General features: G+C 58.7%; 24 protein-coding genes. 6 read left to right on the forward strand and 18 right to left on the reverse strand.

Annotated features, from left to right (window positions below; translation table 11 throughout):
• Nucleotides 1-95: 95 nt before the first annotated feature.
• From ACO0LO_RS15460 to ACO0LO_RS15475, 4 genes are all read right to left on the reverse strand, one after another.
• Complete coding sequence (locus tag ACO0LO_RS15460) at nucleotides 96-1,379, reverse strand: AI-2E family transporter (RefSeq protein ID WP_422965124.1); 1,284 nt, start codon at nucleotides 1,377-1,379, stop codon at nucleotides 96-98.
• A 40-nt stretch (nucleotides 1,380-1,419) separates the two neighbouring features.
• On the reverse strand, nucleotides 1,420-1,902 hold the full coding sequence (locus ACO0LO_RS15465; protein WP_422965125.1) for a cyclic nucleotide-binding domain-containing protein: 483 nt from the start codon (nucleotides 1,900-1,902) through the stop codon (nucleotides 1,420-1,422).
• A gap of 154 nt (nucleotides 1,903-2,056) precedes the next feature.
• Nucleotides 2,057-2,503 carry a YiiD C-terminal domain-containing protein gene (locus ACO0LO_RS15470; protein WP_422965126.1) on the reverse strand — a complete coding sequence of 149 codons (447 nt, stop codon included), beginning with the start codon at nucleotides 2,501-2,503 and terminating at the stop codon, nucleotides 2,057-2,059.
• 10 nt (nucleotides 2,504-2,513) lie between these two features.
• Nucleotides 2,514-2,993: an RDD family protein gene (locus ACO0LO_RS15475; protein WP_422965127.1), complete on the reverse strand. Its 480-nt coding sequence runs from the start codon at nucleotides 2,991-2,993 to the stop codon at nucleotides 2,514-2,516.
• 416 nt (nucleotides 2,994-3,409) lie between these two features.
• On the opposite strand from ACO0LO_RS15475, the gene ACO0LO_RS15480 reads away from it, so the two are divergent.
• Nucleotides 3,410-4,567, forward strand: a complete 1,158-nt coding sequence (locus ACO0LO_RS15480) for a DUF945 family protein (protein WP_422965128.1) — start codon at nucleotides 3,410-3,412, stop codon at nucleotides 4,565-4,567.
• A gap of 49 nt (nucleotides 4,568-4,616) precedes the next feature.
• On the opposite strand, the gene ACO0LO_RS15485 is transcribed toward ACO0LO_RS15480, so the two are convergent.
• On the reverse strand, nucleotides 4,617-5,045 hold the full coding sequence (locus ACO0LO_RS15485; RefSeq protein ID WP_422965129.1) for a FlxA-like family protein: 429 nt from the start codon (nucleotides 5,043-5,045) through the stop codon (nucleotides 4,617-4,619).
• A 90-nt stretch (nucleotides 5,046-5,135) separates the two neighbouring features.
• Nucleotides 5,136-6,032: a GGDEF domain-containing protein gene (locus tag ACO0LO_RS15490; protein ID WP_422965130.1), complete on the reverse strand. Its 897-nt coding sequence runs from the start codon at nucleotides 6,030-6,032 to the stop codon at nucleotides 5,136-5,138.
• A gap of 249 nt (nucleotides 6,033-6,281) precedes the next feature.
• Between ACO0LO_RS15490 and ACO0LO_RS15495 the strand changes: the two genes are divergently transcribed.
• Both ACO0LO_RS15495 and ACO0LO_RS15500 read left to right on the forward strand, forming a co-directional pair.
• Entirely contained in the window at nucleotides 6,282-8,414 is a 2,133-nt protein-coding gene (locus ACO0LO_RS15495; RefSeq protein ID WP_422965131.1) for a prolyl oligopeptidase family serine peptidase, read from the forward strand.
• 137 nt (nucleotides 8,415-8,551) lie between these two features.
• Nucleotides 8,552-9,685, forward strand: coding sequence for a sensor histidine kinase (locus ACO0LO_RS15500; protein ID WP_422965132.1), 1,134 nt, complete (start codon nucleotides 8,552-8,554; stop codon nucleotides 9,683-9,685).
• 31 nt (nucleotides 9,686-9,716) lie between these two features.
• Here the strand turns inward: ACO0LO_RS15500 and ACO0LO_RS15505 are convergent, their stop codons facing one another.
• Nucleotides 9,717-10,613 (reverse strand): LysR family transcriptional regulator, encoded by an 897-nt coding sequence (locus tag ACO0LO_RS15505; RefSeq protein WP_422965133.1) that lies wholly within the window; start codon nucleotides 10,611-10,613, stop codon nucleotides 9,717-9,719.
• A gap of 92 nt (nucleotides 10,614-10,705) precedes the next feature.
• Between ACO0LO_RS15505 and ACO0LO_RS15510 the strand changes: the two genes are divergently transcribed.
• Nucleotides 10,706-10,909 (forward strand): DUF1127 domain-containing protein, encoded by a 204-nt coding sequence (locus ACO0LO_RS15510; RefSeq protein WP_422965134.1) that lies wholly within the window; start codon nucleotides 10,706-10,708, stop codon nucleotides 10,907-10,909.
• Between the two features lie 84 nt (nucleotides 10,910-10,993).
• Here ACO0LO_RS15510 and ACO0LO_RS15515 read toward each other — a convergent pair whose 3' ends face one another.
• Complete coding sequence (locus ACO0LO_RS15515) at nucleotides 10,994-12,376, reverse strand: sensor histidine kinase (RefSeq protein ID WP_422965135.1); 1,383 nt, start codon at nucleotides 12,374-12,376, stop codon at nucleotides 10,994-10,996.
• The gene (locus ACO0LO_RS15520; RefSeq protein WP_422965136.1) at nucleotides 12,373-13,713 is read right to left on the reverse strand and encodes a sigma-54-dependent transcriptional regulator; all 1,341 of its coding nucleotides are present in this window, start codon (nucleotides 13,711-13,713) and stop codon (nucleotides 12,373-12,375) included. The genes ACO0LO_RS15515 and ACO0LO_RS15520 overlap by 4 nt, the downstream gene beginning before the upstream one ends.
• Nucleotides 13,714-14,127: 414 nt before the next feature.
• Between ACO0LO_RS15520 and ACO0LO_RS15525 the strand changes: the two genes are divergently transcribed.
• The gene (locus tag ACO0LO_RS15525) at nucleotides 14,128-14,418 is read left to right on the forward strand and encodes a hypothetical protein (RefSeq protein ID WP_422965137.1); all 291 of its coding nucleotides are present in this window, start codon (nucleotides 14,128-14,130) and stop codon (nucleotides 14,416-14,418) included.
• 40 nt (nucleotides 14,419-14,458) lie between these two features.
• Here the strand turns inward: ACO0LO_RS15525 and ACO0LO_RS15530 are convergent, their stop codons facing one another.
• From ACO0LO_RS15530 to ACO0LO_RS15550, 5 genes are all read right to left on the reverse strand, one after another.
• Nucleotides 14,459-15,685: an ABC transporter permease gene (locus ACO0LO_RS15530; RefSeq protein ID WP_422965138.1), complete on the reverse strand. Its 1,227-nt coding sequence runs from the start codon at nucleotides 15,683-15,685 to the stop codon at nucleotides 14,459-14,461.
• Nucleotides 15,686-15,712: 27 nt separating this feature from the next.
• Nucleotides 15,713-17,035 carry an ABC transporter permease gene (locus tag ACO0LO_RS15535; protein WP_422965139.1) on the reverse strand — a complete coding sequence of 441 codons (1,323 nt, stop codon included), beginning with the start codon at nucleotides 17,033-17,035 and terminating at the stop codon, nucleotides 15,713-15,715.
• A 9-nt stretch (nucleotides 17,036-17,044) separates the two neighbouring features.
• Nucleotides 17,045-17,782 (reverse strand): ABC transporter ATP-binding protein, encoded by a 738-nt coding sequence (locus ACO0LO_RS15540; RefSeq protein WP_422965140.1) that lies wholly within the window; start codon nucleotides 17,780-17,782, stop codon nucleotides 17,045-17,047.
• 33 nt (nucleotides 17,783-17,815) lie between these two features.
• Complete coding sequence (locus tag ACO0LO_RS15545; RefSeq protein WP_422965141.1) at nucleotides 17,816-19,084, reverse strand: efflux RND transporter periplasmic adaptor subunit; 1,269 nt, start codon at nucleotides 19,082-19,084, stop codon at nucleotides 17,816-17,818.
• 167 nt (nucleotides 19,085-19,251) lie between these two features.
• Nucleotides 19,252-19,578 (reverse strand): hypothetical protein, encoded by a 327-nt coding sequence (locus tag ACO0LO_RS15550; protein ID WP_422965142.1) that lies wholly within the window; start codon nucleotides 19,576-19,578, stop codon nucleotides 19,252-19,254.
• Nucleotides 19,579-19,929: 351 nt separating this feature from the next.
• Between ACO0LO_RS15550 and ACO0LO_RS15555 the strand changes: the two genes are divergently transcribed.
• A complete protein-coding gene (locus ACO0LO_RS15555) occupies nucleotides 19,930-20,877 on the forward strand; it encodes a DUF6424 family protein (RefSeq protein WP_422965143.1) in 948 nt (315 codons plus the stop codon).
• 99 nt (nucleotides 20,878-20,976) lie between these two features.
• Here the strand turns inward: ACO0LO_RS15555 and ACO0LO_RS15560 are convergent, their stop codons facing one another.
• The 4 genes from ACO0LO_RS15560 to ACO0LO_RS15575 form a co-directional block, all read right to left on the reverse strand.
• The gene (locus ACO0LO_RS15560; protein WP_422965144.1) at nucleotides 20,977-21,132 is read right to left on the reverse strand and encodes a hypothetical protein; all 156 of its coding nucleotides are present in this window, start codon (nucleotides 21,130-21,132) and stop codon (nucleotides 20,977-20,979) included.
• Nucleotides 21,133-21,339: 207 nt separating this feature from the next.
• The gene (locus ACO0LO_RS15565) at nucleotides 21,340-22,995 is read right to left on the reverse strand and encodes a peroxidase family protein (RefSeq protein WP_422965145.1); all 1,656 of its coding nucleotides are present in this window, start codon (nucleotides 22,993-22,995) and stop codon (nucleotides 21,340-21,342) included.
• 244 nt (nucleotides 22,996-23,239) lie between these two features.
• Entirely contained in the window at nucleotides 23,240-24,826 is a 1,587-nt protein-coding gene (locus ACO0LO_RS15570) for a S53 family peptidase (RefSeq protein WP_422965146.1), read from the reverse strand.
• A 161-nt stretch (nucleotides 24,827-24,987) separates the two neighbouring features.
• Entirely contained in the window at nucleotides 24,988-25,236 is a 249-nt protein-coding gene (locus ACO0LO_RS15575; protein ID WP_422965147.1) for a hypothetical protein, read from the reverse strand.
• Nucleotides 25,237-25,279 lie beyond the last annotated feature (43 nt).

Genomic DNA, 25,279 nt, shown 5'->3' on the forward strand with positions numbered 1-25,279 from the left:
TAATGGCACCGCCTGTCGGAGCACCCGCAGCTTGTATCGACGGCGCTGCATGTTGATACTCCTGGCGCTTCGCAAGACCCTACCTCGCCGCAGCCTTACCACCTCTTCCGCGAACTCCCGAACCTCAAGCCCAGATGTGCCTTGCGCCGCCGCAAATACCTGCCATGCAGATAGCGTGCGCGCAGCCGCTGGTTGGTCAGCACCAGCCCTACCGTCTCGCCTACCACTAATACGATGCCGAACACCGGCAGCACCAGCATGAGGCCGGCGATCCCGGCCACGGCGCCGCCGATGAAAATCATCACGACCGACACCAGCGGATGGATGCGCAGGCTTTTGCCTATCGTCATCGGCATATAGACGAAATCGTCCAGCAGACGCAGTATGATGAACAGGCTGGCCGCCCAGTAGGCCATGGAGGTATCGCCCGGAAAGGCCGATGCTGCTACCGTAACGACGATGAAGCCGCCGACCACCGAGCCTATATACGGCACCCAGGCCAGTACGGCCGATAGCAGTCCCAGCGCCAGCGGGGCCGGCATGCCGATGATCCACAGGCCTACCGCCAGGGTGGCAGTGTCCAGCACCGTCAGCTGTATCAGCCCGCGGAAGTAGGCGAGGGCGGCGCGGTCTACCTCATGCAGCAGCTGCAGCGTGGTTTCAAAAAAAGCGTTCGGCACGGAGCGGCTGAGGAAGACCTTGAAGCGCTGGCCGTCCTTCAGGAAAAAGAATGCCAGCAGCGGCACCAGCAGCAGTGCCGGCGCCCAGGTTGCAATTCCCGCCAGCATCGGTTCCACCAGGTCGGACACCATGCCGGTTGCGTGTTCGAAGCGTCCGCCCAGCGTATTGGATAGTCTGGCCTGCGCCAGCACGCTGAAATGTTCTTCCAGCGTAGCGACGGTATTGACCGCGAGCGACACCGCGCCGCGTACATAGCGGCCGATCAGCGCCTGGCTGTTGGACAGGCGCAGCAGCACCCTCGGCAGGAACAGCACCGTCGCCACAAAGCCGATCGTGACAAAACCGAGGATCACGGATAGCGCCGCCCGCTCGCGGCTAAGGCCGAAAAACATCAGCCTTTCCATGAACGGAAACAGCAGGTAGTACAAAATCAGCGCCAGCAGGAAAGGCGTGACCAGCCACAGCAGTTTCTGGAACAGGAACAGCAGCACGCAAGTGGCTGCGATGACGCTCAGCAGCACCAGCGGGCCGGAAGAATTGCTGGGCCGCGCATACTGGTTGATGTCGAAGTCGCTCTTCTCGTCTTCCCTGCCGTCGTCCAGGCTGTCGTCCTGGTCCGCGAGCGGCCTGGCGACGCTTATATTGTTGCCCTCAGCGGCAGAGCGTTGCGCGGCGGCGATGGTGTCTTCTTCTGTCATCTTAGTTCAGGCTTTCATACCAGACTCTCACACTAGACTCTCACACATGCAGCGTAGCGCCAGTGCGCATCGCCGTCTGCCGTACGATATGCGCCAGATGGCGTGCCATCTGCAGCAGGATTTTGGAGGACAATGCCACATGGGTGTCGGCCAGTGCTGCCAGATCGGCGCGGAACATCACCACCAGCCGGCAATCTTCCGCTGCGCGTGCCACCGCGGAACGCGGCGCATTGTCCAGCAATGCCAGCTCGCCGAAGAAATCCCCGGGGCCCAGCCGGATGATTTCCTCTTCCACGCCATTGGCACGACGCGCAACCGATGCAGCGCCGGACAGCACAATATAAATTGCCTGGCTGTCTTCGCCGACGTCGAAGATCAGCTCATCCTTGACGTAATCCCTTTCATGCAGCATCGCGTCGATGGTGCTGAACTCGCGCCGCGTCAGCGTTTCAAACAGCATGACGGAATTCAACTGCTCATAGCGTAGTGAGATATGCGGTTTGAAAAAAGGGAACTTGGACATGGATATTGGCTGGCGTTAGGACCGAAGGCAGTGATGGCGGATGGCAGGGCAGGATCTGCATCCTGCCTCTACCCGATTATCCGACACATTGCGTTGCGCGTCACAGATATGGGGAAATATTTCAGTGCGCCAACAACACCCTGCCTGGCTGCTTTCAGCCTTGCTCTGTAAAGGCCACGAATTCGCCTTGCAGGCTGCCGGCTTCCCGGCCATTGAACTCCAGTACCGACGCAACGCTGATCCTGCCGATTCCCTTGCGGGCCAGCATGCGCATGAAAGCCTGCCAGTCGTCATCGGCAATGCGCGAGCGGGCGGTAAACGCCCCACTGATGGGCGACGCATATTCCATCGTATTGCGCTGAATGACCAGATCATTCTTGATACCGGCCTGTTTCAGCCGCACCTGCACCAGCGACCATGCCGCCAGGATGGCTACTGCGGAAGCGCTGCCGCCGAAGACAGTTTCCTGATGGTTGATGTTCGGTTCCAGCGGGGCGGCCAGCACGACGCTGTCGTGGCTGGAGTGCAGGACTTCGACCTGCATTGCGCGGGACAGGGGAATATGCTCGTACAGGTATTGCTGCAGGTCGTTTTCTGTCACGGTCCTGCCTTTACTCTTGGGACGACGTTGTGCCTTGGAACTTCACCGGCGCATTGCCATGGTTTTTCGGCCTGACCACCACGGTGCCGGCCATCTTGTCATGCCATCCCTGTTTTCGGTTGTCGAATACGATCCACAAGAAACCGAGGAAGAACGGAATCATCGACACAAAATACCCGACATAGCGGATGATGTGCTGTCTCATGCTTGGCGGCAGCCCGGTATCGGCATCCACGATCTTTGCCCCTATCGCCATCTTGCCCGGCGTTGCGCTTTTCAAGATCCAGAATGCCAGGACGATCAGTGCGGGCAGTACGTAATTGAGGAATATGCTGGTCCAGCCTGTCAGCATGACACCGCTGGACAGGTCCTTGAAGTCGTACACGACTAGCAGCAGCACCAGCAACAGCACGGTAATCAGCACGGAATCTACAATAAAAGCCCAGAAGCGCGGGCCAAATCCTACATATTCAAGCTCATCAGTATCCATGTACCTTCCGGTGGAGGCGCCGCCACTTGGCGGCAGGCATCATGGTACGCCAGAACGCACTTTGCCCATAGAGGGAAGAGCAAAGCGGGTGCCGCTTACGACTGTTCAACAGATACAACAGTACACTTTGGGTCGTTGCAATTTTAATATTTTCCACAATACAATCTTGATTCCATGTAATGTTTTCAAACTTTGCAACCATTGTTTTCCTGGGTCTCCTTGTGAAAAAAAATCTCCTTTCAGCTGCGATTGCGGCGTCAATACTGTGTGTCTCCCCTGTTTTTGCTGATGATCAGGCCGTTGCGCCCGCTAATCCAGTTGCCGCAGACAGCGCGGTCAAAACCCCGCTTGCCAAAGACTTGTCGTCATCTGAACTGGTACGGGCGTTCATAGCTGTAAGTGCGGAACTGAAAGTCTTGCAGGCCCAGAAATTAAGCCCTGCCGCAAGAATCGACAGCTACAACCGCTTCGATTTTTCCCCTTCCACGCGGCAGCAGCTGCTGAAAATATTTGGCAAGGAAAAGCCCTGGAAACTGCAGGCAACCCGCCGCGCGGACGGCAAGGTCGATGTGAGCCTTGCGCTGGACTCCCTGGATTACAGTGACCCGGTGCTGGGCGCAAAAATCAGGTTGGCGCCGGAGACCGGGCTTGCCACCTTCGACAATACTTTCCGGCAAGCGGAAGTCAACTTTGGCATGCCCTGGATGAAGTTAGAGCATCAGGACGGCTGGATCCTGGCTATGGACAGGCTAAGCGGGCAGGCAACGCAGCATTTGGGTAATCACGATCTCTGGCTCGGCAAGGCAAACTTCCTGATCGAGTCGATTGATGTGACGGATGCCTCAGCAGAAAATATCACTTCGATCCGCGGCATAGAGTGGACTTCTGAAATATCCCAGCACGGAAAGATGGTTGACATCTCGTATGCTGTTTCCAGCCAGTCTGCCAAATTCGGAGGCACCGAGCTGGGGGCGCTGCGCTTTGTGTTCAAAATGAACAACCTGAACGAGCAGGCTCTGTCCGCGACGAAAAAAGGTATTGACAGGCAGGTTACATCCACGGAACCGGAGGAAAAACAGAACGCCGCCATATTGGCCCTGCTGAAAAAGAACGGCATTAAAATGCTGACCCCGACCACCTCGCTGGACATTGACGAGATATCCGTTGTCTACCATGACTTGAAGGCCGTGGTGCGCGGCAAGGTATGGCTGAACCAGGCCAAACAAAGCGATCTGCTGTCTTTTGACAAGTGGAAGGACAAGCTGGCGTTGCATTTTGATATGGAAATGCCTATGGGCTTTGCGGAAGATGTTGCCCGTTTCTTTTCACGCCGCAGCTTGCAGCAAAAACTGGAGCCAGGCCAGACAGTGACGGAAGATGCCGTAAACCAGTCGGCCAACCTGATGGTGACGCAGATGGTTGAAAACCTGCGCGCGCAGAAAATGATCCGTGTTGATAATGGCGTGTTGCGCAGCAGCCTGGATTACAGCGCGGGTAAATTCAAAGTCAACGGCAATCCGGTCAACTTCAATCTGCCCAAGCTCAATGCGGGCGGCGCCAAGGCGGGCGGCTGATCAGCGTGGATGGGAGAGTGCCAAAGCACCGTGTGGAGCAAGGCTACATTCAGGCGTAGGTATTGACCACTGAGCCGGCTTCTCCGGCAGGCGCGAGCTTGTCGGCAGAGGGCGCTTGCTGATCGGATGCAGAAGTCTTGTCAGAAGTGATAGTTAACTTCAATGGGCTTTTTGCAGTGGCCGGAGTTGCCAGCGCACTCGTGACGACGGAGCCTTCGCCGCTGTTTTTGCCCGATTTCTTGTTTTGTTCATCCTGCAACTGGGCCAGCCTTTCGGTCAGCACCTGCCATTCGGCCTGCAGGGCTTTCATCTGCTCTTTTTTCTGTTCCGGCGTGCCGGGGCTGTGGGCCAGTTCCTGTATCTTTTTCTGTATTTCCGTCATGCGCTTCATGATGGTCGCAATCTCGTTCGTGCCGCCACCCAGTGCGCCGACGGTCGTACTGACGATGGGGGGGAGGGAGATGTGAATGTCGGCCATGATTCAATATCCTGCAATATGCGGAGCGCATAAGCAGGATATCGGCCAAAAAACGATAAACTTTAAATAATAGCCATGCCGGCGGGGCGTTTATTGAGGTGCGGCAACCACGCGGTTGCTGCCGCCTGCGTCCGCCGACAATGCTGCGTTGGCGCTGCGTAGCAAGTCTTCAAAGCTGCGCTTGTGCTCGGTCACGGTCACCACGCCCAAGCTACCGGTAACGGTGGCGGCCAGCGGGCCGACATGCACCAGCACGGCGGCAACTTTCCGGCGCACTTTTTCCGCCACCACCATTGCCGCCGGCAGTGTCGTTGCCGGCAGGATTAGCGCAAATTCCTCACCGCCCAGGCGCCCGATGATGTCGGTGGAGCGGGTGGCTTCGCGGCAGCATTGCGCCACCGCGCACAGCACCATGTCGGCGGCATCGTGGCCATATTCGGCGGTTACCTGCCGGAACTGGTCCAGGTTCAATGTCACCACCGATAGCGGATGCGAATAGCGCTTGGAGCGCGCAACCTCGTTTTCGCCGCAGGTCGTCAGGAAGCGGCGGTTGTAGAGCTTGGTCAGGTCGTCGATGTGGACGATTTCTTCCAGCTTTTCTACTGCGTGTATCAGTGCGGTCTGGTCTGAATAGGTCAGCATCCTGCCGCCGCGCGGCAGCGGAACGCATTCAAACTTCAGCACCCTGTGGTCTGCCAGCGTCAATAGCCGGGGGCCGTCCTGGCCGGCCTGGATCTGGATCGTGCGATCGGCAATATCGCTTTCCAAATGCTGTTCATCCACAGGGTAGGCGCCGGTGCGCGAGCCGTGCTGCATCAGGCTGGCAAACGTATAGTGTTCGCGCTCGCCGGGCACCGTTTCCGGCAACGCCCACATGGCCCTGAAGGCGCGGTTGATGAAGCGGGCATTCAGGTCGTCGTCCAGCAGCACCACGCCGTATTCCACAAGATCGAGCGCATCGCGCAAGCTTTCGAGCAAATTGTTCATTTTAATTTTTATAAATATTGTATGTGCGGCAGGCGCCGGGTTTGCAGGAGCACTGCCAATGCAGGTATTCCGGGCAGGCATTGTTCTAATATTACTACTGCGCCCCGCAGTTTGGCAAAGAGAGTTTGGGGAGTGCCGGCTGCCGGCCCGCTCCGGGCCGCGCCAGGGTGGCGTGTAAGCCGCTGCGCCAGGAACTGATATCATGCCGGGTGGCTGACGCTGGTCAGCATTTTTTTTGAGGAAAAAGGAATGAATTTACGTCTGTTGACGCTGGGTGCGGCACTGGTCACGAGCCAGGCGCTGGCGGCCGGTGCTGCGGCTGGCCCTGCTACTGCGGCGGCCCCTGTTGTTGCTGCTGCCACTGCACGGGGCTTTACAGTAGAAGATATGGTGGGCATGGAACGTGTCGGCAGTCCGGTACTGTCGCCGGATGGCAGCCGCATGGTGTATACCGTACGCGCCGCTGAGCTGGACAAAAACCGCGGACATACCGAAATCTGGATGCTGGACCTGCGCGACAAAGCGGGCAAGGCCCTGCCACAGCGGTTGACGCAGAGCGAGGCGAATGACAGCGATCCGGAGTGGTCGCCGGCCGGCGACGCGATCTATTTCCTGTCCGGCCGCTCCGGCAGTTCCCAGGTATGGCGTCTGCCGCTGGGCGGTGGCGAAGCATCACGCGTTACCGACCTGCCACTGGATGTCGACAATTTCCGCCTGTCCCCGAAGGGCGACAGGCTGGCGCTGAGCCTGGCGGTGTTCCGCGATTGCGCGGACCTGGCTTGCACCAAGGGCCGCCTGGATGAACGGGCAAAAAACAAGGCCACCGGCCGCATCTACGACCAGATGTTTGTGCGCCACTGGGACACCTGGGCCGATGGCCGCCGTTCCGTGCTGTATTCCGCCCGGCTGGATGCCAGCGGCATCGTCAGCACGGCGCCGGTCAGCCTGTCCGGTACGCTGGACGGCGATGTGCCGTCCAAACCCTATGGCGACCATGACGAATACCATTTCAGCCCGGACGGCAACACCATCGTGTTCTCGGCCCGCGTGGCCGGCAAGGCAGAATCCTGGTCCACCAATTTTGATGTGTACCAGGTGCCCGCCGCAGGCGGCGAAGCGCCGCGCAACCTGACCGCAGACAATCCTGCCTGGGATACCCGCGCGATCTATGCGCCGGACGGCCGCACGCTGGCCTACCTTGCAATGACGCGCGCCGGCTTCGAGGCAGACCGTTTCCACGTGGTGCTGATGGATGTCGCCAGCGGCAAGAAACGCACATTGGCAGATGGCTGGGACAGGTCCGTCGCCGACTTCATCTGGGCGCCGGACGGCAAATCGTTGCTCGCCAGTGCCGATGACATGGGCCAGCACAAGTTGTTTTCCATTGCCGTTGCGGACGGCAAGGTAACGCCGCTGAGCGGCAACGGCTGGATAAACGGCTATGACATGCAAGGCAAGACGCTGGTGGTGTCCCATTCCAGCCTGAGTTCGGGCGCGCAGCTGTTCCGGCTGGACCCCGCGTCCGCCAAGCCAGGCCAGCCAGGCCAACAAAATCAGTTGACGCACCTGAACGAGGCCGCGCTGGCCGGTGTGCATTTTGGCGAATATGAACAGTTCTCATTTGCGGGTGCCAACGGCGACACGGTATACGGCTATGTGATGAAGCCATGGAATGCGAAGCCGGGAGCTAAATACCCGGTTGCCTTCCTCGTGCATGGCGGTCCACAGGGCAGCTTCGGTAATGAATGGGGCTACCGCTGGAATCCGCAGACCTATGCAGGCGCCGGCTATGCGTCGGTATTCATTGATTTCCACGGCTCCACCGGCTACGGCCAGGCATTTACCGACTCCATCAGCGGCGACTGGGGCGGCAAGCCTTTGGAAGACCTGAAAAAAGGCCTGGAAGCGGCGGCCAAAAAATTCCCGTGGCTGGACCGTGAACGCAGCTGTGCGCTGGGCGCGTCATATGGCGGCTACATGATGAACTGGATACAGGGCAACTGGCCGGATGGCTTCAAATGCATCGTCAACCATGACGGTGTGTTCGACACCCGCGGCATGTACTATGCCTCGGAAGAAATCTGGTTTACCGAATGGGAAAATGGCGGCCCTTACTACAAGGTGCCGGAAAAGCATGAAAAGTTCAATCCCGCCAATTTCGTCAGCCGCTGGAAGACGCCAATGCTGATCGTGCAGGGCGAACTCGATTTCCGCATCCCCACGACGCAGGGCCTGGGTGCGTTCACCGCGTTGCAGCGGCAGGGCGTGGACAGCAAGCTGCTGGTTTTCCCGGATGAAAACCACTGGGTGCTGAAGCCGGCCAATTCCATCCTGTGGCACCATACGGTGACGGACTGGCTTGACCATTATCTAAAGCAATAGCACCAGTAACGGTAGTTGCAGCTTGAAGCAGGGCTTATTTTTGCCCCAAGCTGCAACATCTAACAGCGTTCCAGCATGATATATTAGTGGCCGTGCTGAAAGCAGGGCACTCACCATCATGGGACTGCAGGGATTTTATGAGACTGGCCAAGTTCATCATCAGCAGCATGGAACCGATACTTGTCGAATGGGAAGCATTTGCCCGCACCCTGATGCCTGAAGCACGCAGGATGAGTTCTCTGACCTTGCGCGACCACGCAGGACAGATCCTGACGGCGATCGCCAATGATATAGACCGCCGCCAGGTCGCCGCCCAAAAGCTGAGCGAGGGCCGGGCCCTGAACGGTAGTACCGACTACGAAACGCCCGCGGCAGCCCATGGCGCCTTGCGCCAGATGATAGGTTTCGACATGCAGCAGCTTGCTGCCGAATACCGCTCCATGCGTTCCACTGTCGTCAGGATGTGGATGGCGCAATTGAGTGATGCCGACAACTGGTCGCTGGATGAAGTGCTGCAGTTCAATGAGGCCGTGGACGAGGCGATGGAGCAGTCCATCATTAAACACTCGGAAGAAGTATCGCGCTCGCGCAATACCTTCCTGGCCATCCTGGGCCATGACCTGCGCAGCCCACTATCAGCCATTACCATGGCCGGCTCCTACCTGAAGATTGCCGTGCCCATGCCGGATGGAAAGCAATCGCAGATTGCCTCCACCATCAACCGCAGCGCCGCCACCATGGCGCGCATGATCCGGGATCTGCTGGAGTATTCCAGCACGCGGCTGGGCAAGAGCATCCCGCTGAGTCCTGCCCGTTGCAACCTGGGCGACCTGTGCCAGTTGAGCATAGACGAAATAGGCTCTGCCCACCCAGACAAGCAGCTGCTGCTCAGCACCTCCGGCGACCTGGACGGTAATTACGACGCAGACCGCGTGCAGCAGGTGCTGTCCAACCTGCTGAACAATGCAGTACAGCACGGCGCCATCGACTCCCCGATCAAGGTCAGCGTACGCGGTGACGCGGCGTCGGTGACACTCAGGGTGCAAAATTTCGGCCCGGTCATCGCGGTTGCGGACCTGCCGACGGTATTCGATCCGCTGGTGCGCATTCCCACCGACGAAACCTCGCAAGACAACCGGGAGGACACCAGCCTGGGCCTGGGCCTGTATATAGCGCGCCAGATCATGCTCGGGCATGGTGGGTCGATTGCGGTCGAATCCGATGAGGATAAAGGCACCATCTTTACCTGCAGCTTCCCGCGGCTCAGATAAACTCGCGGCGCTCCGGCCGTTTGCGTGGGCGTTATGGTGATTGCTGCTTCAGCGCGGCAAGCGTCTGCAGCAGATTGCGCGTTGCACCGTCGATGACCGATAGCGGGCGGTGCGCAATGCCGATATGGCGTATCAATGCCGGTTTCAGCGGCACTACCTCTACGCCTTGATGCATCTTTACCTGGCTAGGATGTTCCAGAGGCAGCACCGCGGCGCCATAGCCGGCCGCCACCAGGCTTTTCATCGCTTCAGTATAGTTCAGCTCTATGCGCGCACGCGGCGAATAGCCGGCTGCCGCAAACCATTCCATCGTCAGTTCATACATGTGCGTCGTCGGCTCGTTGAAGATGAGCGCCTTCTGCGCCAGCCATTGCGGCGTGATGCGTTTCGGCGTTGTCCAGCGTGCCGGCACAAAGGCCATCATCGGGTCGCTGCGCCAATGCGTCAGCACCAGTTCGCGCGACGGCGGCTGCGGCGTGGCCACCAGGCCTATGTCCAGGCTACCCTGGTGCAGCCGCGCCATCGTCTCGCTGGAACCGAGGATGCTGACCTCGACATCGATATCCGGATAGACCTGCTGCATCGTGTCCAGCACCTGCGGCAGCAAATGCACGACGACTCCGGTGGATGTGCCCAGCCGCACGCGCCCGGCGCGGCCTTCCACATGGCGGCGAACCGCATCGACGGCGTCGTCGGCGTCGCGCAACAGCCGCCGCGCGCGCTCCACCAACGTGGCGCCCGCTGCCGTGGGCTGTATGCGCCGTCCGCCACGCACCAGCAGCTGTGCATTAACCCTGGCTTCCAGCTCGCTGATATGCAGGCTCACCGTCGGCTGCGCCAGGTGCAGCGCGGTTGCCGCAGCGGAAAAAGTTCCCAGGTCGGTAATGGCCACCAGCGTGCGCAACTGGTCCAGGCTCAGTTCTCTCATCAGTTTTCCTGATAGTAGTGATCATAAAATTCAACTTCCCTGATTTTACATCAAGCGTCACCATACGGCTCTCGGGTACAAGGAGTGCGATCATGTTATTCAATCTGTTTGCAGGTATGTATGGCACGCTATGCGCTCCGGCGCAACGCAGGAACCGCGACGATGCAAGGCAACTGCGGGCCATGAGCGACCTGGAACTGCGGGATCTGGGAATGGGGCGCAGCGAAATACCGGCAATGTGCGGCGAGGAGCGCAAGTGCCTTGACGAAGCGGGCTGGGGAAACCGGCTTCTTTAGCCGGATTTTTTAATCGAATTCATTGATTGAATTTTTTGATCAAATTTTTATTCTGCAGAAGCGGTCGCTAACTGCTGCCGGCTGTCATTTGTTGACCGGCAATATCAGCGTCACCACCAGGCCGCCGCCTTCGCGGTTGCCCAGGCTGATCCTGCCGCCGTGCGCTTCCACGATTTCGCGCGCCAGCGCCAGCCCCAGGCCGGTGCCGCTGCGCTTGGTGGAGTAAAAGGGCACCAGCGCGTTGGACATTACCGTGTCGCTCATGCCGCTGCCCCTGTCCATCACTTCGATGCGCAGCAGCTGCTGCACCCGCCGCACAGCCAGCGAAATATGCTCGGCGGGGGAGCCGGACTCATGGGCGTTCTTTAACAGATTCAGCAGCGCCTGTTCCATCTGTGCGATGTCCACCGTCAGTGTTTCTTCAGGCAAGGGGCCTGTCACCGTGAAGGCAACCTGCGATTGCAGGCCGCCGACAAAGCTGCGCCAGTCTGTATGTTCCATCCTAGGCGTCGGCAGCTTGGCGAAGCGGGCATAGCCGTGGATGAAGCTTTCCAGGTGACGGGTGCGCTCTTCTATCGTTTGCAGTATTTCCGGCAGGCGCTCGGTCTGTCCGCGCCTGACCAGTTCTGCGCCCGAGTGTGCCAATGACGCCACCGGTGCGAGGGAATTGTTCAGCTCATGGCTGATGACGCGAATGACTTTTTTCCACGTCTGCACCTCCTGGCGGCGCAGTTCCGCCGTCAGGTGGCGCAGCAGCAGCAGTTCGTGGCTGCGGCCGTTCAGGCTGAAATTGCGGCGCGCCAGGTGGTATACCTCTTCCTCCTCGTCGCCGGTGCCCTGGTTTTCCTGCGTGTCTGCCGGGTGGGCGGTAAACAGGCCGTCACCGCCTTTGTCTATGGCCTCGCGCAGCGAGACGGACGCGTGTTGCAAGACATATTCCAGTGTATGGCCTTCCAGCTTGCGCCCCTGGTTCAGCAGCTGCCGCGCGGCCAGGTTGGCGAAGACGATGGGGCCGTGGTCGGAGATCAGCAGCATCGCCACCGGCGTATTCTGCACCATGGTGTCCAGCAGCAGTTCACGTTGCATCAGGTTCAGGCGCTGGTCGCGCAATACATTGCCCAGTGCATTATGCGAGTCCACCAGTTCGCCCAGTTCATCGCGCCGGCGCCAGTGCAGGCCGAAGGAATAATCGCCGTCCTGGTAGCTGATGACGGTGCCGCCCAGGGCACGGAACAGCGCCAGCATGGGGCGCAGCTGGCTGCGCACGGCGGCAATGCCGATGGGAAGCATTACCAGTGCCGCCAGTGATACGGCCAGCAGGGGTTCATGCGGCAATAGCTGAAGCAGCCCCAGTGTCAGCCCTATTGCCAGCACCAGCAATACGGCCACCAGCAGGGAAAAACGGGCCGCCAGGGACAGCGGAATGCCGCGCCTGGCAGATGAGCCGGATCCTGGAAGCGTGCTCATCCGGCCCGGCTGATACCCAGCCTGTCCATGCGGCGGTACAGCGCCTGCCGGCTGAGGCCCAGTTCTGCTGCGGCCTGGGCCACGACGCCGCCGGCCTTGGCCAGAGCCTGCTCTATGGTGTCGCGGTCCAGTTCCACATCAGCTGCTGCCATGCTGGCAAGGGGCGCAGGCAATCCCAGGTCGCTGGCCTTGATCTCGCTGCTCTTGGCCAGCAAGCCTGCGCGCTGCATCACATTCTTCAATTCTCGCACGTTGCCGGGCCATGAATGGTGCTGCAAGGCAGCCAGCGCCGTCGCGTGCAAGGTTTTGCCTGCGCCGAGAAAATGTTCGGCCAGCGGCACGATATCGTCGGGTCTGGCAGCCAGCGGCGGCAGGTTGAGCTGGATGACGTTCAGGCGGTACAGCAAGTCTTCGCGGAAACTGCCTGCCTTGATCATTGCCGGCAGATCGGCATTGGTGGCGCTGATCAGCCTGACCTTGACCTGGCGTTCGCGGTTCGAGCCCAGGCGCTGGAAACGTCCGGTTTCCAGCACGCGCAGCAGCTTCATCTGCCCCGCCAGCGGCAGATTGCCGATTTCATCGAGGAACAGGGTGCCGCCGTCCGCCGCCTCAAACTTGCCATCGCGTGCCTTGCTGGCGCCGGTATAGGCGCCGGCTTCGGCGCCGAACAGTTCCGCCTCGATCAGCTCAGAGGGCAGGGCGCCGCAGTTCAGCACAACGAAGGGACCGTCCCTGACGCTGGAATTGGCCTGGATGATCTCGGCAATGCGCTCCTTGCCGGCGCCGTTGGGCCCGGTAATCAGCACCGACACGTCTGAGCGCGCTACCTGGCACGCCATGTCCAGCACCCGCTCGGTTGCGGCATCCTGCCAGACCATATTGCGCAGGTCGTAGTTCTGCTCCAGCTCGCGCTTCTGCTTGCGCTCACGCTGCAGCCGCTGCTGCAAAGCGCGGTTGACTTGCCCCAGTTCGATCAGATTCTGCACGGTGGCGATCAGGCGCTGGTCGTTCCACGGCTTGCCCAGGTAATCCGCCGCCCCAGCCTTGATCAGGTCCACCGCCGCATCCAGATGCGTCCACGCGGTCAGCAAGATGACCGGCAGGTCCGGATGGCGCTTGCGTATCTTCTGGAACAGCTCCACGCCTTCCGCGCCGGAGGTGGTGTCGGCGGTGAAATTCATGTCTTGTATCACCAGGTCTACCGGGGTTTTTTCCAGAATGGACAAACCTTCTTCGGGCGACTGGGCGCTGACGGCGGAGATGTCTTGCAGGGACAACAGAACCTCCAGTGCAATGGCTACGGAGCGGTTGTCGTCGATGATGAGTACGGTGGGCATGGGCTTAGGATAACATTTAGGTAGTATGGGATCAAACTTGCTTTTTATAGTTGTTGCTTGCTTCCTATCGCTAGATGTGTTTGCTGGGATTGCTGGCCGGGGGTAGCCCGGCAGCTACTCACTTTTTCTTGTTTCGCCAAGAAAAAGTAAGCAAAAAGAAGGCGACCGCAGACTTGCCCTACGGGTGATGACGCAAGCGTCATCACATTTTGTGCATTACAAAAAATGGGAAACAGACGAAACTCGCCTGCGGCTCAGACAACGTCTGTTTCTGATCCATTTTCTGTAACGCACAAAATGCTGCCTCCCGAGCGGGTGAAGGTCAAAATCAACTGCAAAGCAACTGCAAGGTCAAAACAAAGCAGGTGGTGTGGCAAACTGGTTTATCTATGAAAAGATTATTTTCTTCAAAAAATGGAGAATCTGGTTGCTGCTGTTTTTGACGTTAATCCGCTGGGACACAGCATTTTTGCGCTTCGCAGAAAATGGATCAGAAAGGAACGTTGTTTGAGCGAAGCGAGTTTCGTTCCTTTCCCATTTTTTGTGATGCGAAAAATGGGATGGCGCTTGTCGCCATCACCCGAAGGGCAAGTCTGCGGTCGCCTTTTGTTTGCTTACTTTATTTTGGCGAAGCAAAATAAAGTGAGTAGCTGCCGGGCTACCCCCGGCCAGCAATTTCAACATGCAACAGAACTAACACAGTAAGCTATCGCAAAAAGCTAAGCTCGAAGGCTAAAGGTGATTATCAAGCACTCCTCGTCGCAGTAGCCGGCGAAATGCTAGCCGCCCGCAACGCCGGCCCATACACCGCCAATATCCCCAACAACCAGAATATCCCCGCCCCTGCAATCATATAATTGGCTGGCAGCTTGTTGAGTTCCAGCTGGCTGACCAGCAACTGATTCAGCCCGACCGACAGCAGCAGGCCGCTGGCGATGCCGCCTGTCGTGATCAGGACGTTTTCCGTGATGAAGTAGCGCAGGATGTCGATCTTGCGGGCGCCCAGTGCGCGGCGTACTCCTATCTGCTTGCGCCTCTGCGCGACCCAGAGTGCCGTCATGCCGACGATGCCGCTGGCGGTGACCAGCAACAGCAATGCGCTGACGATGAGCAGCAGGCCGGCCAACGCCTTGTCGCTGCGGTAGCGGGAAGTGCGGTCGCTTTCTATGGTCTTGATCCTGACGATGACGGCGGCGGGCCCAATCTTGCGCATGGCTTCCTCCGCCTGTTTGATGGCGCGGTCGCGCTGGCCGGGTTCGGTGCGCACGACGTACTGGACATAGTCGCTGCCCAGCCTTGGGATCATGACGGACAATTCACCGCGCGAGCCGGTTTGCGCGCCTATCGTCTGCAGGCGTTCCACTACGCCGATGACGCGCAGCTCATCGGCATCGTCGCCGGTGCCGAAATACATCGGTTTCCCCACGACATTGGCGGCACCGGGGTAAAGCGTGTTCGCCAGTTCTTTTGTGATGATGGCGACCTTGGGGTTGGAATTGTCGGTAGAAGGGTCTGTATCCAGCACGTCGCCGCGATTGAAGTCGCGTCCTTCCACCAATTTCAGTCCCAGCGTATTGATCAGCGAATCCGAGGTTGTATAGTTGGAGGCGGGGATGCCGCGTGCCTGCTTCCTGTCGGATGCCACGCCGGTGGTGCTGCCGGAGCGGCTCATCGGCGTCTGGTTGGCCGCGGCTACTGAGACCACGCCGGGGATGCCTTTCAGTATGTCGTGTGCTCTTTGCTGCTGGGCGACCTGCTCATTGAATTTCAGCGGGACGATGGGGAATACAGCAACCCGGAACAGCGAGCTTTCGTCGGCGATGCCGCTGGGGCGCGCCGATGCAGCTTGTCGGATGTTGACGATGTACAGCGCGTTGGTCAGGATCGCCAGGCTGATGGCAACCTGGATTGCAACCAGCAGCGGCGCGGTTTTATTGCGCATCAGCGCGGAGAGGATGGGGCGGATTTCCATGGGTTTTCCTTTGTCGGTTCTTTTCGCTTACTGCGATTTCAATTGCAGTGCAGGGGTCACCTGGCAGGCGCGCCACGTCGGCAATAATCCGGCTAGCACACTGGCGGCGATGGACAGCAGGAAGGTGATGCCCAGCATCATCCAGTCCATGCCCGGCACGACCGACAGGCTGGCCGACTGGTCGGCAATGATGCGCGTGCCGACAAAACTCAGCGGCAAACCCAGCAAGCCCCCAGCCAGGCCGACGACGGTAGTCTCGATCAGGAACTGCTTGAAAATTTCTGCCCGTGTGGCGCCCAGTGCACGGCGCACGCCGACTTCAGACGCCCGCACCGAAAATTTCGCCAGCAGCAGGCCTATGGTATTGACCAGGCACAGCAGCAAGAAGCCGAAGGACAGCCACACCGACAGTTTGCTGTCACTGCGAACGATGTTCAGGTATTCCATCCATTCCATCACGTTATACAGCTTGTTTTCTGCATTGCGCGGGAAGCGGCCCAGCTTCCTCTGCTCGCTGGCATAGGAATTCAGGTAGTTTTGCAGCATTGGGCGGTCGGCAGCGGATTTGGTTTCAAACCAGAACTGCACCCAGGTACATTCCGAATTCAGGAAACCCTGATAGCCTGGGGTTTCATTGCTGCCGCGGCAGGTAACGCTGCCGGACTGGGGAAATTCCAGCCTGACCGAAGAGCTGAACGGCATGAAGAAATCGTCCTCGCCGTTGAAGCTGCCGCCATTGCCGTTGATCAGATGCGTGTAGCGCGGCACCGGATTCCAGGTGTCAATGACGCCGACGATCTGGAAATCATGCCCCTGCAGGCGCAGGTGCTTGCCGACCGGATTGGTCTTGCCGTACATTTTTTCGCTTTGCGTGCGGCTGAGCACAATGATGCCGGGGCCGCTGGCGTCTTCCTTGGCCGTCCAGGGGGCGCCATACAGGAAGGGGACTTCAAACATCGCAAAATAATCACCGGTGACTGCCAGTCCGCTGACGGAGACGACCGGCAGGTCGGGCCTTTCCGGTTCTATGCCGCCGGCGGTGCCGTAGACGGCGGTACGCCTTATGCTGGCCTGTGTGGATGCCAGCAGGTTGATGGCGTCCTTGTAGGTCATCTGGTTATCTTCGGTTTTTGCGCCTGGGGTATATTCCTTCAGCGAGCCATTGTCCAGGCTGGGCACCAGCAGCTTGTCGCTCTTGTGCGGGATTGGGTTGCCGGACATCACCTGCAGGATCGTCAGCGTGGAAACGCTGGCGGCTACGCCTACGGCCAGCGTCAGCACCATCAGGAGTGTGAGCGCCGGGTTGCGGCGCAGACTGCGCACGCCCAGCAGGAAATAGTAATTGAACATGGCTGCTCCTTAGGACGCGGCAGCAGCGCCGTGTACGGCATTGGCATTGGCGTTGGCATCAAACAGCGACGGCGCCTTGCGCACGAGGTCGCTGACCTGGCCATCGATGATGTGCACATTGCGTTGTGCGCGCACGGCAAGTTCGGGGTCATGCGTCACCATCAGGATGGTGGTGCCGCGCGCATTGATCTCTTCCAGCAATTCCATGACGCTGCGTGCCATTGCGGTATCCAGGTTGCCAGTCGGTTCATCGGCCAGCAGCAGTTTGGGGGTACCTGCGAGTGCGCGCGCAATCGCCACGCGCTGCTGTTGGCCGCCGGACAATTCGGCAGGGTAGTGCTTCATGCGCGAGGCCAGGCCCACCTGGCTCAGCGCGTCTTCAATACGCTTCTTGCGTTCCGCCGCATTGAAGCCGCGGTAGCGCAGAGGCACGTCCACGTTGTCATACAGGCTCAGGTCGGGAATCAGGTTGAAGCCCTGAAAGATGAAGCCCAGCTTTTCATTGCGCAGGCGCGAGCGGGCATTGTCGTCCATGCCCTTGACGTTGACGCCGTCCAGCAGATAATCGCCGCCGGTGAACTCTTCCAGCAGGCCGGCAATATTCAGGAAAGTTGTCTTGCCCGAGCCGGAAGGGCCGGTCACGGTGACGAATTCGCCTTCCTTCACATGGATTTCAAAACCACGCAGTGCGTGCGTTTCTATCATGTGGGTGCGATAGACTTTGCTGAGGTTGTTCATGCGTAGCATGGCGGGCCTTCCTTTTTATAAAAAGTAATTGTCTTAGTTGTTGATGGAAATACTTGCAGCATTTTCAAAATTGTCGGTGCCGGCGATGACGACTTTTTCGCCTTCCTTCAGGCCCTCCAGCACCTCCACGGCGGAAACGCTGGTGGCGCCGATGCGGATGGGGCGGCGGCGGGCCACACCGTTGTCCACTACATAGGCAAAGCGTCCGCCTTCGTTCTCAACAAAGGGGCCGCGCGGCAGCATCAGCACGTTTGGTCTTTCTTCTATCAGCAGACGCGCGGAAACGCGCTGGCTCTGGCGCAGGCCGGAAGGCTGCTCGCCGGTGAAACGCACCCGGGCCAGCACGATGTTCTTGACGACTTCCGGAGACAGCGCCGACAGCTTGCCGCTGGCCTTGGTGCCGTTGATATCGAGCTCCACGTTCATGCCCAGGCCCAGATCGGCGACATAGGATTCGGGGATTTCCAGTTCCACTTCCAGTTGCGACAGGTCTACCAGTGTCATCAATGCGGTATTGGCCGCTACCACGCTGCGGTTGGCGACAGACAAGGTGCCGACGAAGCCGTCCACCGGTGCTTTCAGCTTCAGCTCATCCACGCGGCGCTGGGCATTGTCGCGTGTCAGCCGCTGCTGTTCCAGTTGGCTGATCTTGGTTTTCAGCTGCAGGTCCACATCTTCGTTTTCCAGGCCGGTTGCCAATTCTGCATGCTTGGAGCGTATTTCGGCAGATTTCAGCGCGTCCTGCGCTTTCAGGAAATCGATCTTCGCCACCACGCCGACGATGCCGGCAGTTTCTATGCGCTGGTAGGTGCGTTCTGCGGATATCCGGTCGATCTCGGCCTGGTCGGCGTCGCGCCTGGCCAGCAGTTTTTGCTTGCGCGCCAGGATGCGTTGGCGCGCGACTTCCGCTTCCAGCTGTTCGTAGCTGGCCTGTTCGCGTTTCAATTCATTACTGAGGTCGGGCGATTCCAGTTCGGCAACGATGTCGCCCCTTTTCACGGTATCGCCTGCCTTGACTTTCAGCGTGACGGTGCTGGGGGCGGTGGAGTACAGCGTAGGGCTGACGGCGGCGACCATGCGGCCGTTGACTGCGGCATCCCTGACCAGCGTACCGCGGCTGACCGGCGCCACACTCAGCCGCGCCAGGTTGACAGACTGGGTGCTGCCGCGCCAGGCCGACAGTAGCAGCACGGCGCCTATCACGCCGGCTATAGCCAGCCCGCCCCAGATGGCGAATTTTTTATTGCGCCAGGGTTTAGGCGCGGAGATGACAGAATCTTGGGCGGAGGTATCGCGGATCATGGTGGTATCGTTAAATTGAATATTGCTTTACAGGCACGAAGCATGCCAGTGCTTGGCCATTGCTAAGTAGTTGATTTGTATATGTTTATGTTCTGTGAAGAAATTGTCCGCAGTGTCCGCAGTGTGTCCGGTTAAGCCGCCGGACAACAGCAGCGTTTTGCCTTCATCTAGGCAAAACGGCGCGCATGCTGGCGGACATAGAAGAACTGGACCTGCCCGCACAGATCAACCTTTACGGCGACGCTGGAAAGGCCGGGGCCTATGCTGGCTTCCACGCTGCAATTGGCTGCGGCCTGTACCGCTTCGCTGAGGCTGCCCGGTACGCCGTGCGCAAGCTCGCTGATCTGCAGGTGGTACACGCTGATTGTGTCCTGGTCGCCCAGGCATAACACACCCAGCATCAGCGCTGCCGCTACGCCGCACAGCCCGGTACCGGCCCAGATGGCGAGCTGTGTGGCAGTGCGTTTCAGTTGTGAGGAAGAGAGAGGGTTCATGTCGGTATCCTGTAAGTGGATACTGATGTATAGGCATTAACCGTGCCAATCTTGCTGCAATATTAAGTAATTGATTTTAAAGGAAATTTATTTCTTTTGGATGTGCCCGTCGCGCATCGGACAGTGTCCGTGGCCGCTCGCGGACATCCTGTCAGAAGTGACAGCTGGATGAAGGCTATGCGGTGTAATAAGCTGCAATGCATTAAAAAAATGGTAATTATTCTGCGCGCGGCACGGGCTTGGTCAAAGCGCAGCAAAACGCAGAAAAACGCAGCAAAAACGCAAGCATGCTGGAAGCCGCCGCAATCCAGAGTAAGCAGACTCTTTGTTGTCTCACTGTGCGAGGCCGATATGCCCAGGACCAAAGCCGCAAGCACACCGCCGGTAAAGGCAGTGCCGCCGCCCGCGAAAAAGAAAATCCTGAAAGAAGACAATCCCTTTGTCATTTATTACGAAGACCATGAGCCGCGTACTGACAGCCCTTTATACGCGCAATCGCGCAAGCTGATGAATGCGATTGCGCAGAGCACGTCGTCCGGCAAAGGCGCCGGCTGGTTTTACGGCCCGCCGAGCTGGGAAGATCACCATGGAGGCGGTCTGTGGGTGCATGACGGCAAGGGCTGGTTCTTCGTCAAGAATTTCGCGGGCATGGAATGGGCTTCGCAATTCTGCGCGGACCCCGCCAAGGTCGATCAGCTCAGACAAAATGCCAAACGCCTTTACCAGGGTGATTTTTATACCAATACCAAGAGTGAAGTCGCCAGGCTGCAGAAGCAATATCCGTTCGACGACCTGCTCAATACGGCAATTACCGACAGCAAAGGCATTGCGCTATGGTGCGACTCCATCTTCAATGCCAGCGTGCCGCTGCCCAGGCTCCGGCATACCGGCCTGAACCCGAAAGGCCACGGCGTGCATCATTATCCAACGCCGATCACCGACATCGAATTGTTCAAGCATGGAGATTTTGTGCTGTGGGTGATTGATGCGGAGGGAGCCGAAGCTGCCGTAGTGCCGGTGCATCCGCGAGGTGTGTCGCCGGATGATCCGCGCTACAAGAAAAACTACGGCAAGACCGCCGTTACTTTTGCCACGCCAGGCACAAAGCTGGCGACCCGTTTAAAGAATGCCGGGAAAAAGCAGCAACAGCTCATGATAGGCGCGACAGATCCGATGACGGAGCAGGCCTTCCAGGAACAGGTCACACCCAAGACCGCGGCGAAAAAAACCGTGGCGAAAGAAGCCGTTTTGAAAAAACCTGCATCGAAAAAAACTGCGGGCAGGAAGACGCCGGCCTAGCCTAGAACCTGTGCTTCCACACGTGCCCGGCCTTGCGTAGCGCCTCCACCGTGCGCATGCCGCCACGCCGGTAAAAACGGTAGAAGGACATGAAGGCGCTTATTTCCATACCTTGGCTTTCAGGTGGTTCCAGTTGCTGACCAGGCGGTTGACGTTGGACAGCTTTGCTGCCTGGCGGCAGGCGGCGCAGTCGCATACGGGGTGTTTACGTTCCCGCACGCCGGCGGCATAGGCTTTGGCTTGTTCGAAGGTCATCTTTATTCTCCTCACATCAATGTAGAGATCAACCCTGGGGCAATGATTGCCTATGGCTTGATCGATGTTGATAGTGTAGGCACCAAGCAGTTTGCGATAAAGATGGCTGGATGAAATTGATTGTTAGCGGGAGTGGAATAATGCGGAGCTGCATTCCCGCCTTGCGTGGCAGGCGGGAATGCAGTGACGGTGATGACCTGGTGCGGCCTACACGCCGAAAGCGTCGCTGACCTGCAGGCCGGTCCAGTGCAGGATGCGCGAGAACGTCAGCGGCAGGTGGGGTTTTTCTTCAAATACGACAGGCTTCCATTCTACAGGCGCGGCATTGATGTAGGAGCGTGGATCAGCGTCCAGCAGGCCGAAGAAGGTTTCCATCACGATTCTTCCGCCCACGGGGCCAAGCTGGGTCCATGCGCCCACGTCTTTCATGAAAAAATCTTCCGTGACCGGCTGGCTTTTATTTCCATTCGGGTCTGCCCAGGCGCGCACGATGCCGCGTTGTGCTTCCGCGAGTATATACAGCCATAGCGGTGTCCTCTGGCGCAGGCCGGCCGGAAAATCTTCGAAGGTCCATTTGTCTCCGCTAGGCACACGGATTTTTAGTTCCGTATTTTTCAGCATGCTTGCCTGGTCGACGCCGATTGCTTCTGCAAATCGTTGGCCGCTGGCCAGCTGGAATTTGTTGCCCCTGCGGAGGTTGAGCAGGGAAAGGGCCGGGCCTTTGTGGTCCTGGTGGAGAGGGCGTTTTTTGCTGCCGTCGAAATCCGATATGCTGGCCGGCAGGTCTCCCAGCGAACCGGTCAGGCTGGGGTCTATCTTGTACGCAAATTGCAGCCTCACAACTGGACGCCCGCCGTTACTTACCTTGATCTGTTCCTGTCCTGTATTGTTGTCGACTTGCACGCCGGGCCATAGTTCTTTCCTGTCCGGCGCTGGAAAGAAACGTCCCCAGTCATCGATGACATGGGAAGAAGGCAGGGGCTGGAATCCGGCGAGGCTTTTGTCGCTGACGCCGCTGAACTCGAATACCGGCAGCGCCGTTGTCGTGTTCATGCGGTAGCCGATGCGCACCATCGAGTGGCCGAAGCGGTAGGCAGCGCCGGCAAATTCCAGCGGTATCCTGCTGCGCAGTTCGGGCGGATAAAGCTTGTAGGCGCTGTCGCCCTGTTCAGCCCAGGCGCTGGCAAACTGCTGGTACACAGGCTTTTCGATAATGCGCTTCAGATAATCTTCCACCAGCATGCGCTGATAACTCCAGCGCACTTCCTGGCGTGCGGTGCTGAACAGCACGGCGCCTTTCAGGCCGGGGTTCTTGGTGCTGAAATGTTTCACCATTGCATTGTGGTATTTGATGAAGGCGAGCTGGATCTGGGACACGATGGAGTTTTCATCATTGCGCTTGTCGCCGATAATGGCACGCCCGGTTGCGCTTATTTTTCCGTCTGCATCCTGGTTGCGTATCAAGTCCGGCTTGGCCGGGTCGTCGAAACACCAGCCCACTTTCAGCGTTGCGCCATCGGGCTCATACAGGTAAGGCTGGGCGGCCGGCCCGTCGCCGTAAACGCAATCCAGGTCAAAAGCCGGCGTGCGCAGATTCGTGGGCGGCGTGGGGTCGTTGGGGTTGAGTGTGGAAGTGGTATCCAGGGTCAGGTCGTGGTCGACGAACTGGCCCAGATAGGTGTAGCCCGCCGGCACATATAAATTTTCTTCCGCATCGGGGCCATCGCCCACCGTGTCAGGCAAATCCATTGCCTTCGCTGCCGCGAATAAGTCATCGTCTTCGTAGGCTTGCCTGCTCGGCGACAGCAGCCTGGAAAAAAATTGCTCGTGAGTCCCGACGACTCCATGTCCTGTTTCGTTCATGATTTTCCCTGAGAGTAATGGTATTTTTGTCCGGCGCGAGCGGGAGCCTGCCTGCTTCTATTGCCTGTATATCCAGGCAAAATTTCCGCGCTGCGCCAACTGATAATAGGACAGATACCTGAAATTTCCAGAGATTTTGTTAATTTATTTATATTACTTTTTAATAAGATTTATGGGGGAAAATATGTTTTGGAAAATCAATGGACAAAATGGACAATACGGGCGAAGTTCCCCAGAAAACCACTCAAGCAAGCGCCTTCAGCAGCTTTTGCCCATTCGGCGAACCCCATCCGGTGCACGCATCCCAGCCCACTTTTGCCTGCTGGGCGCCGTTATTGCCTACGCTGACATCATTCGTCACGCCTTTGCCGAGCAGCGATCCGTACAGCAGCGGATTTAGATATCCCACCGGGTGCCCGATCTTCTGGTTGAGCAGCGCGACCAGGCCGGCCCAGAGCGGGGCGACCGCGCTGGTGCCGCCTATCACCATGTCCTTGCCATCCACCCGCACTGCGTAACCGCTGGCCGGGTCGGCATCGCCGGCGACATCCGGCACGCCGCGTCCGCTAAAGCTTTTGCCGACGGCGCCCTGATAAGCGGGCACCGGGAAATGCGTGCTGAATCCGCCGCCGGTGGCACTGTCGGCGCCGGCATTCCATACCGTCTCGGTAGCGACGCCGTTATGCACCACCAGCTTGGTGCCGCCGCAGCCCAGCGCATGCGGCGCAGAAGCGGGAAAGTCCACATTCTGGCTGCCATTGGTCTCGCCGTCGGTGGAGCCATTGTCGCCGGATGCGCAGCAGATGGTGACGCCCATCGCCGCCGCTTCGCTGAATGCCTGCTCGAACGCATCCATTGCCTGCGCCGTCCAGTGGACTTCGGCGGAGCCCCAGCTGATGGAGATGACCGAAGGCTTGTTCACCTTGTCATGGATGGCAGTAGTGACGGCATCCAGGAAACCGCGGTCGGTATTGGGCGCGAAGTAGACCGCGATAACAGCTTTTGGCGCGACTGCCGCAGCCACCTCGATGTCGAGCATGACTTCGCCATCCGCGCTGTCGGCAGTTGTCGGTCTGTTTTTGGCATGGTCGACTGACACAACTTTGACGTTAGGCGTTGCCAGCCCCAGTTTCTTGAAATAAGCCTGTATATCCGCCGGCCGGGTACCGCCGCCGAGCTCAATGATGCCTATGCATTGGCCGAGGCCATCCGCACCGTTTGGGAAATGGTAGAGCTTTGCCAGCTCAGGCGGCGTAAATGAGCCGTTTGCTGCATGCGGCTTCGCCAGCGCGGAGGCCTGCTCGAGGTTGTGGTGGATCTGGAATTTAGTCGTCGCCTGCGGGCGGTCGTCCAGCCCGAAAATACCTTCAATCAGCGGTGCAATGGCGGTGGGCACGGTCAGATGTCCGACACGGCCGCGGTAGGTGCCGTTCGGGTGCTCATACTCTTCCAGTGCGGTGCCAAAAGCCTTGCTCATTGCCGCAGCCGTACCGGACAGGACGATGGCGCGTTGCGCCGCATCGGCTTTGATGACTAGCAAACCGTGCTCTCGGGCAAAATTTTCTATGGTGCTCATATCCGCTGCGCTGGCACCGTGCACCGCTGCAAATTCCTCCCGGGACAGATAGTGACGGTCGGCAGGGTTTTTATCTGTGTCCCGCTCCTCCAGGCCGCTTTGGGCCAGGGTACTGGCTGCCGGTGCTCGGAGTTTGACGGTGATTTCTATCTGCTGGTTCTCCTGCACCGGCCCCAGCGCACGGGCGCCGGGCATGGGTTTTCTTTCGCTGCCGGGAACGGTAGCGTGGCTGGTCTGGCCGGTGGGGATTGCCATGATGAACTCCTCAGATACATCCGCTTGCGCGCGGCGAAAACCGACGCCGGCAATGGGTGCCGGCATGGCGGGACATGGTTTCGAGTATAGAAGCTGAAGCGGTTAACGCAATGCTAGATATGTAGCAGAAGCCGGCACTTCTGCGTGGATACGCGGCATCTTTAAATGGCGGAACCTGTTTTTTCGGATTCGTTGATACTGGGCTGATTGCTGCGTGTGCCCTGGGAATTGTCTTGCCGCGACAATTCATCATCGCGCTGTGGAACGGGAGTGCCGTTGAGCTGACCTTCGCGGCCGCTTTCCATGCCGCCGGTATCATGTGAGGCGCCGCCTGACGAGGATGGCGAAGAAGGACGTTGCTTGTTCTTGTCTTGCAAAGCGTCAGGTTTTGTCTGGTTGCCAGTGTTCATATCACCCCCTTTTTTTTAGTCATGAAATATTTGAATACGCATG

It is taken from the genome of Undibacterium sp. TJN25 (genome assembly GCF_049339885.1).
In the GTDB taxonomy this organism is placed as follows: Bacteria; Pseudomonadota; Gammaproteobacteria; order Burkholderiales; family Burkholderiaceae_D; genus Undibacterium.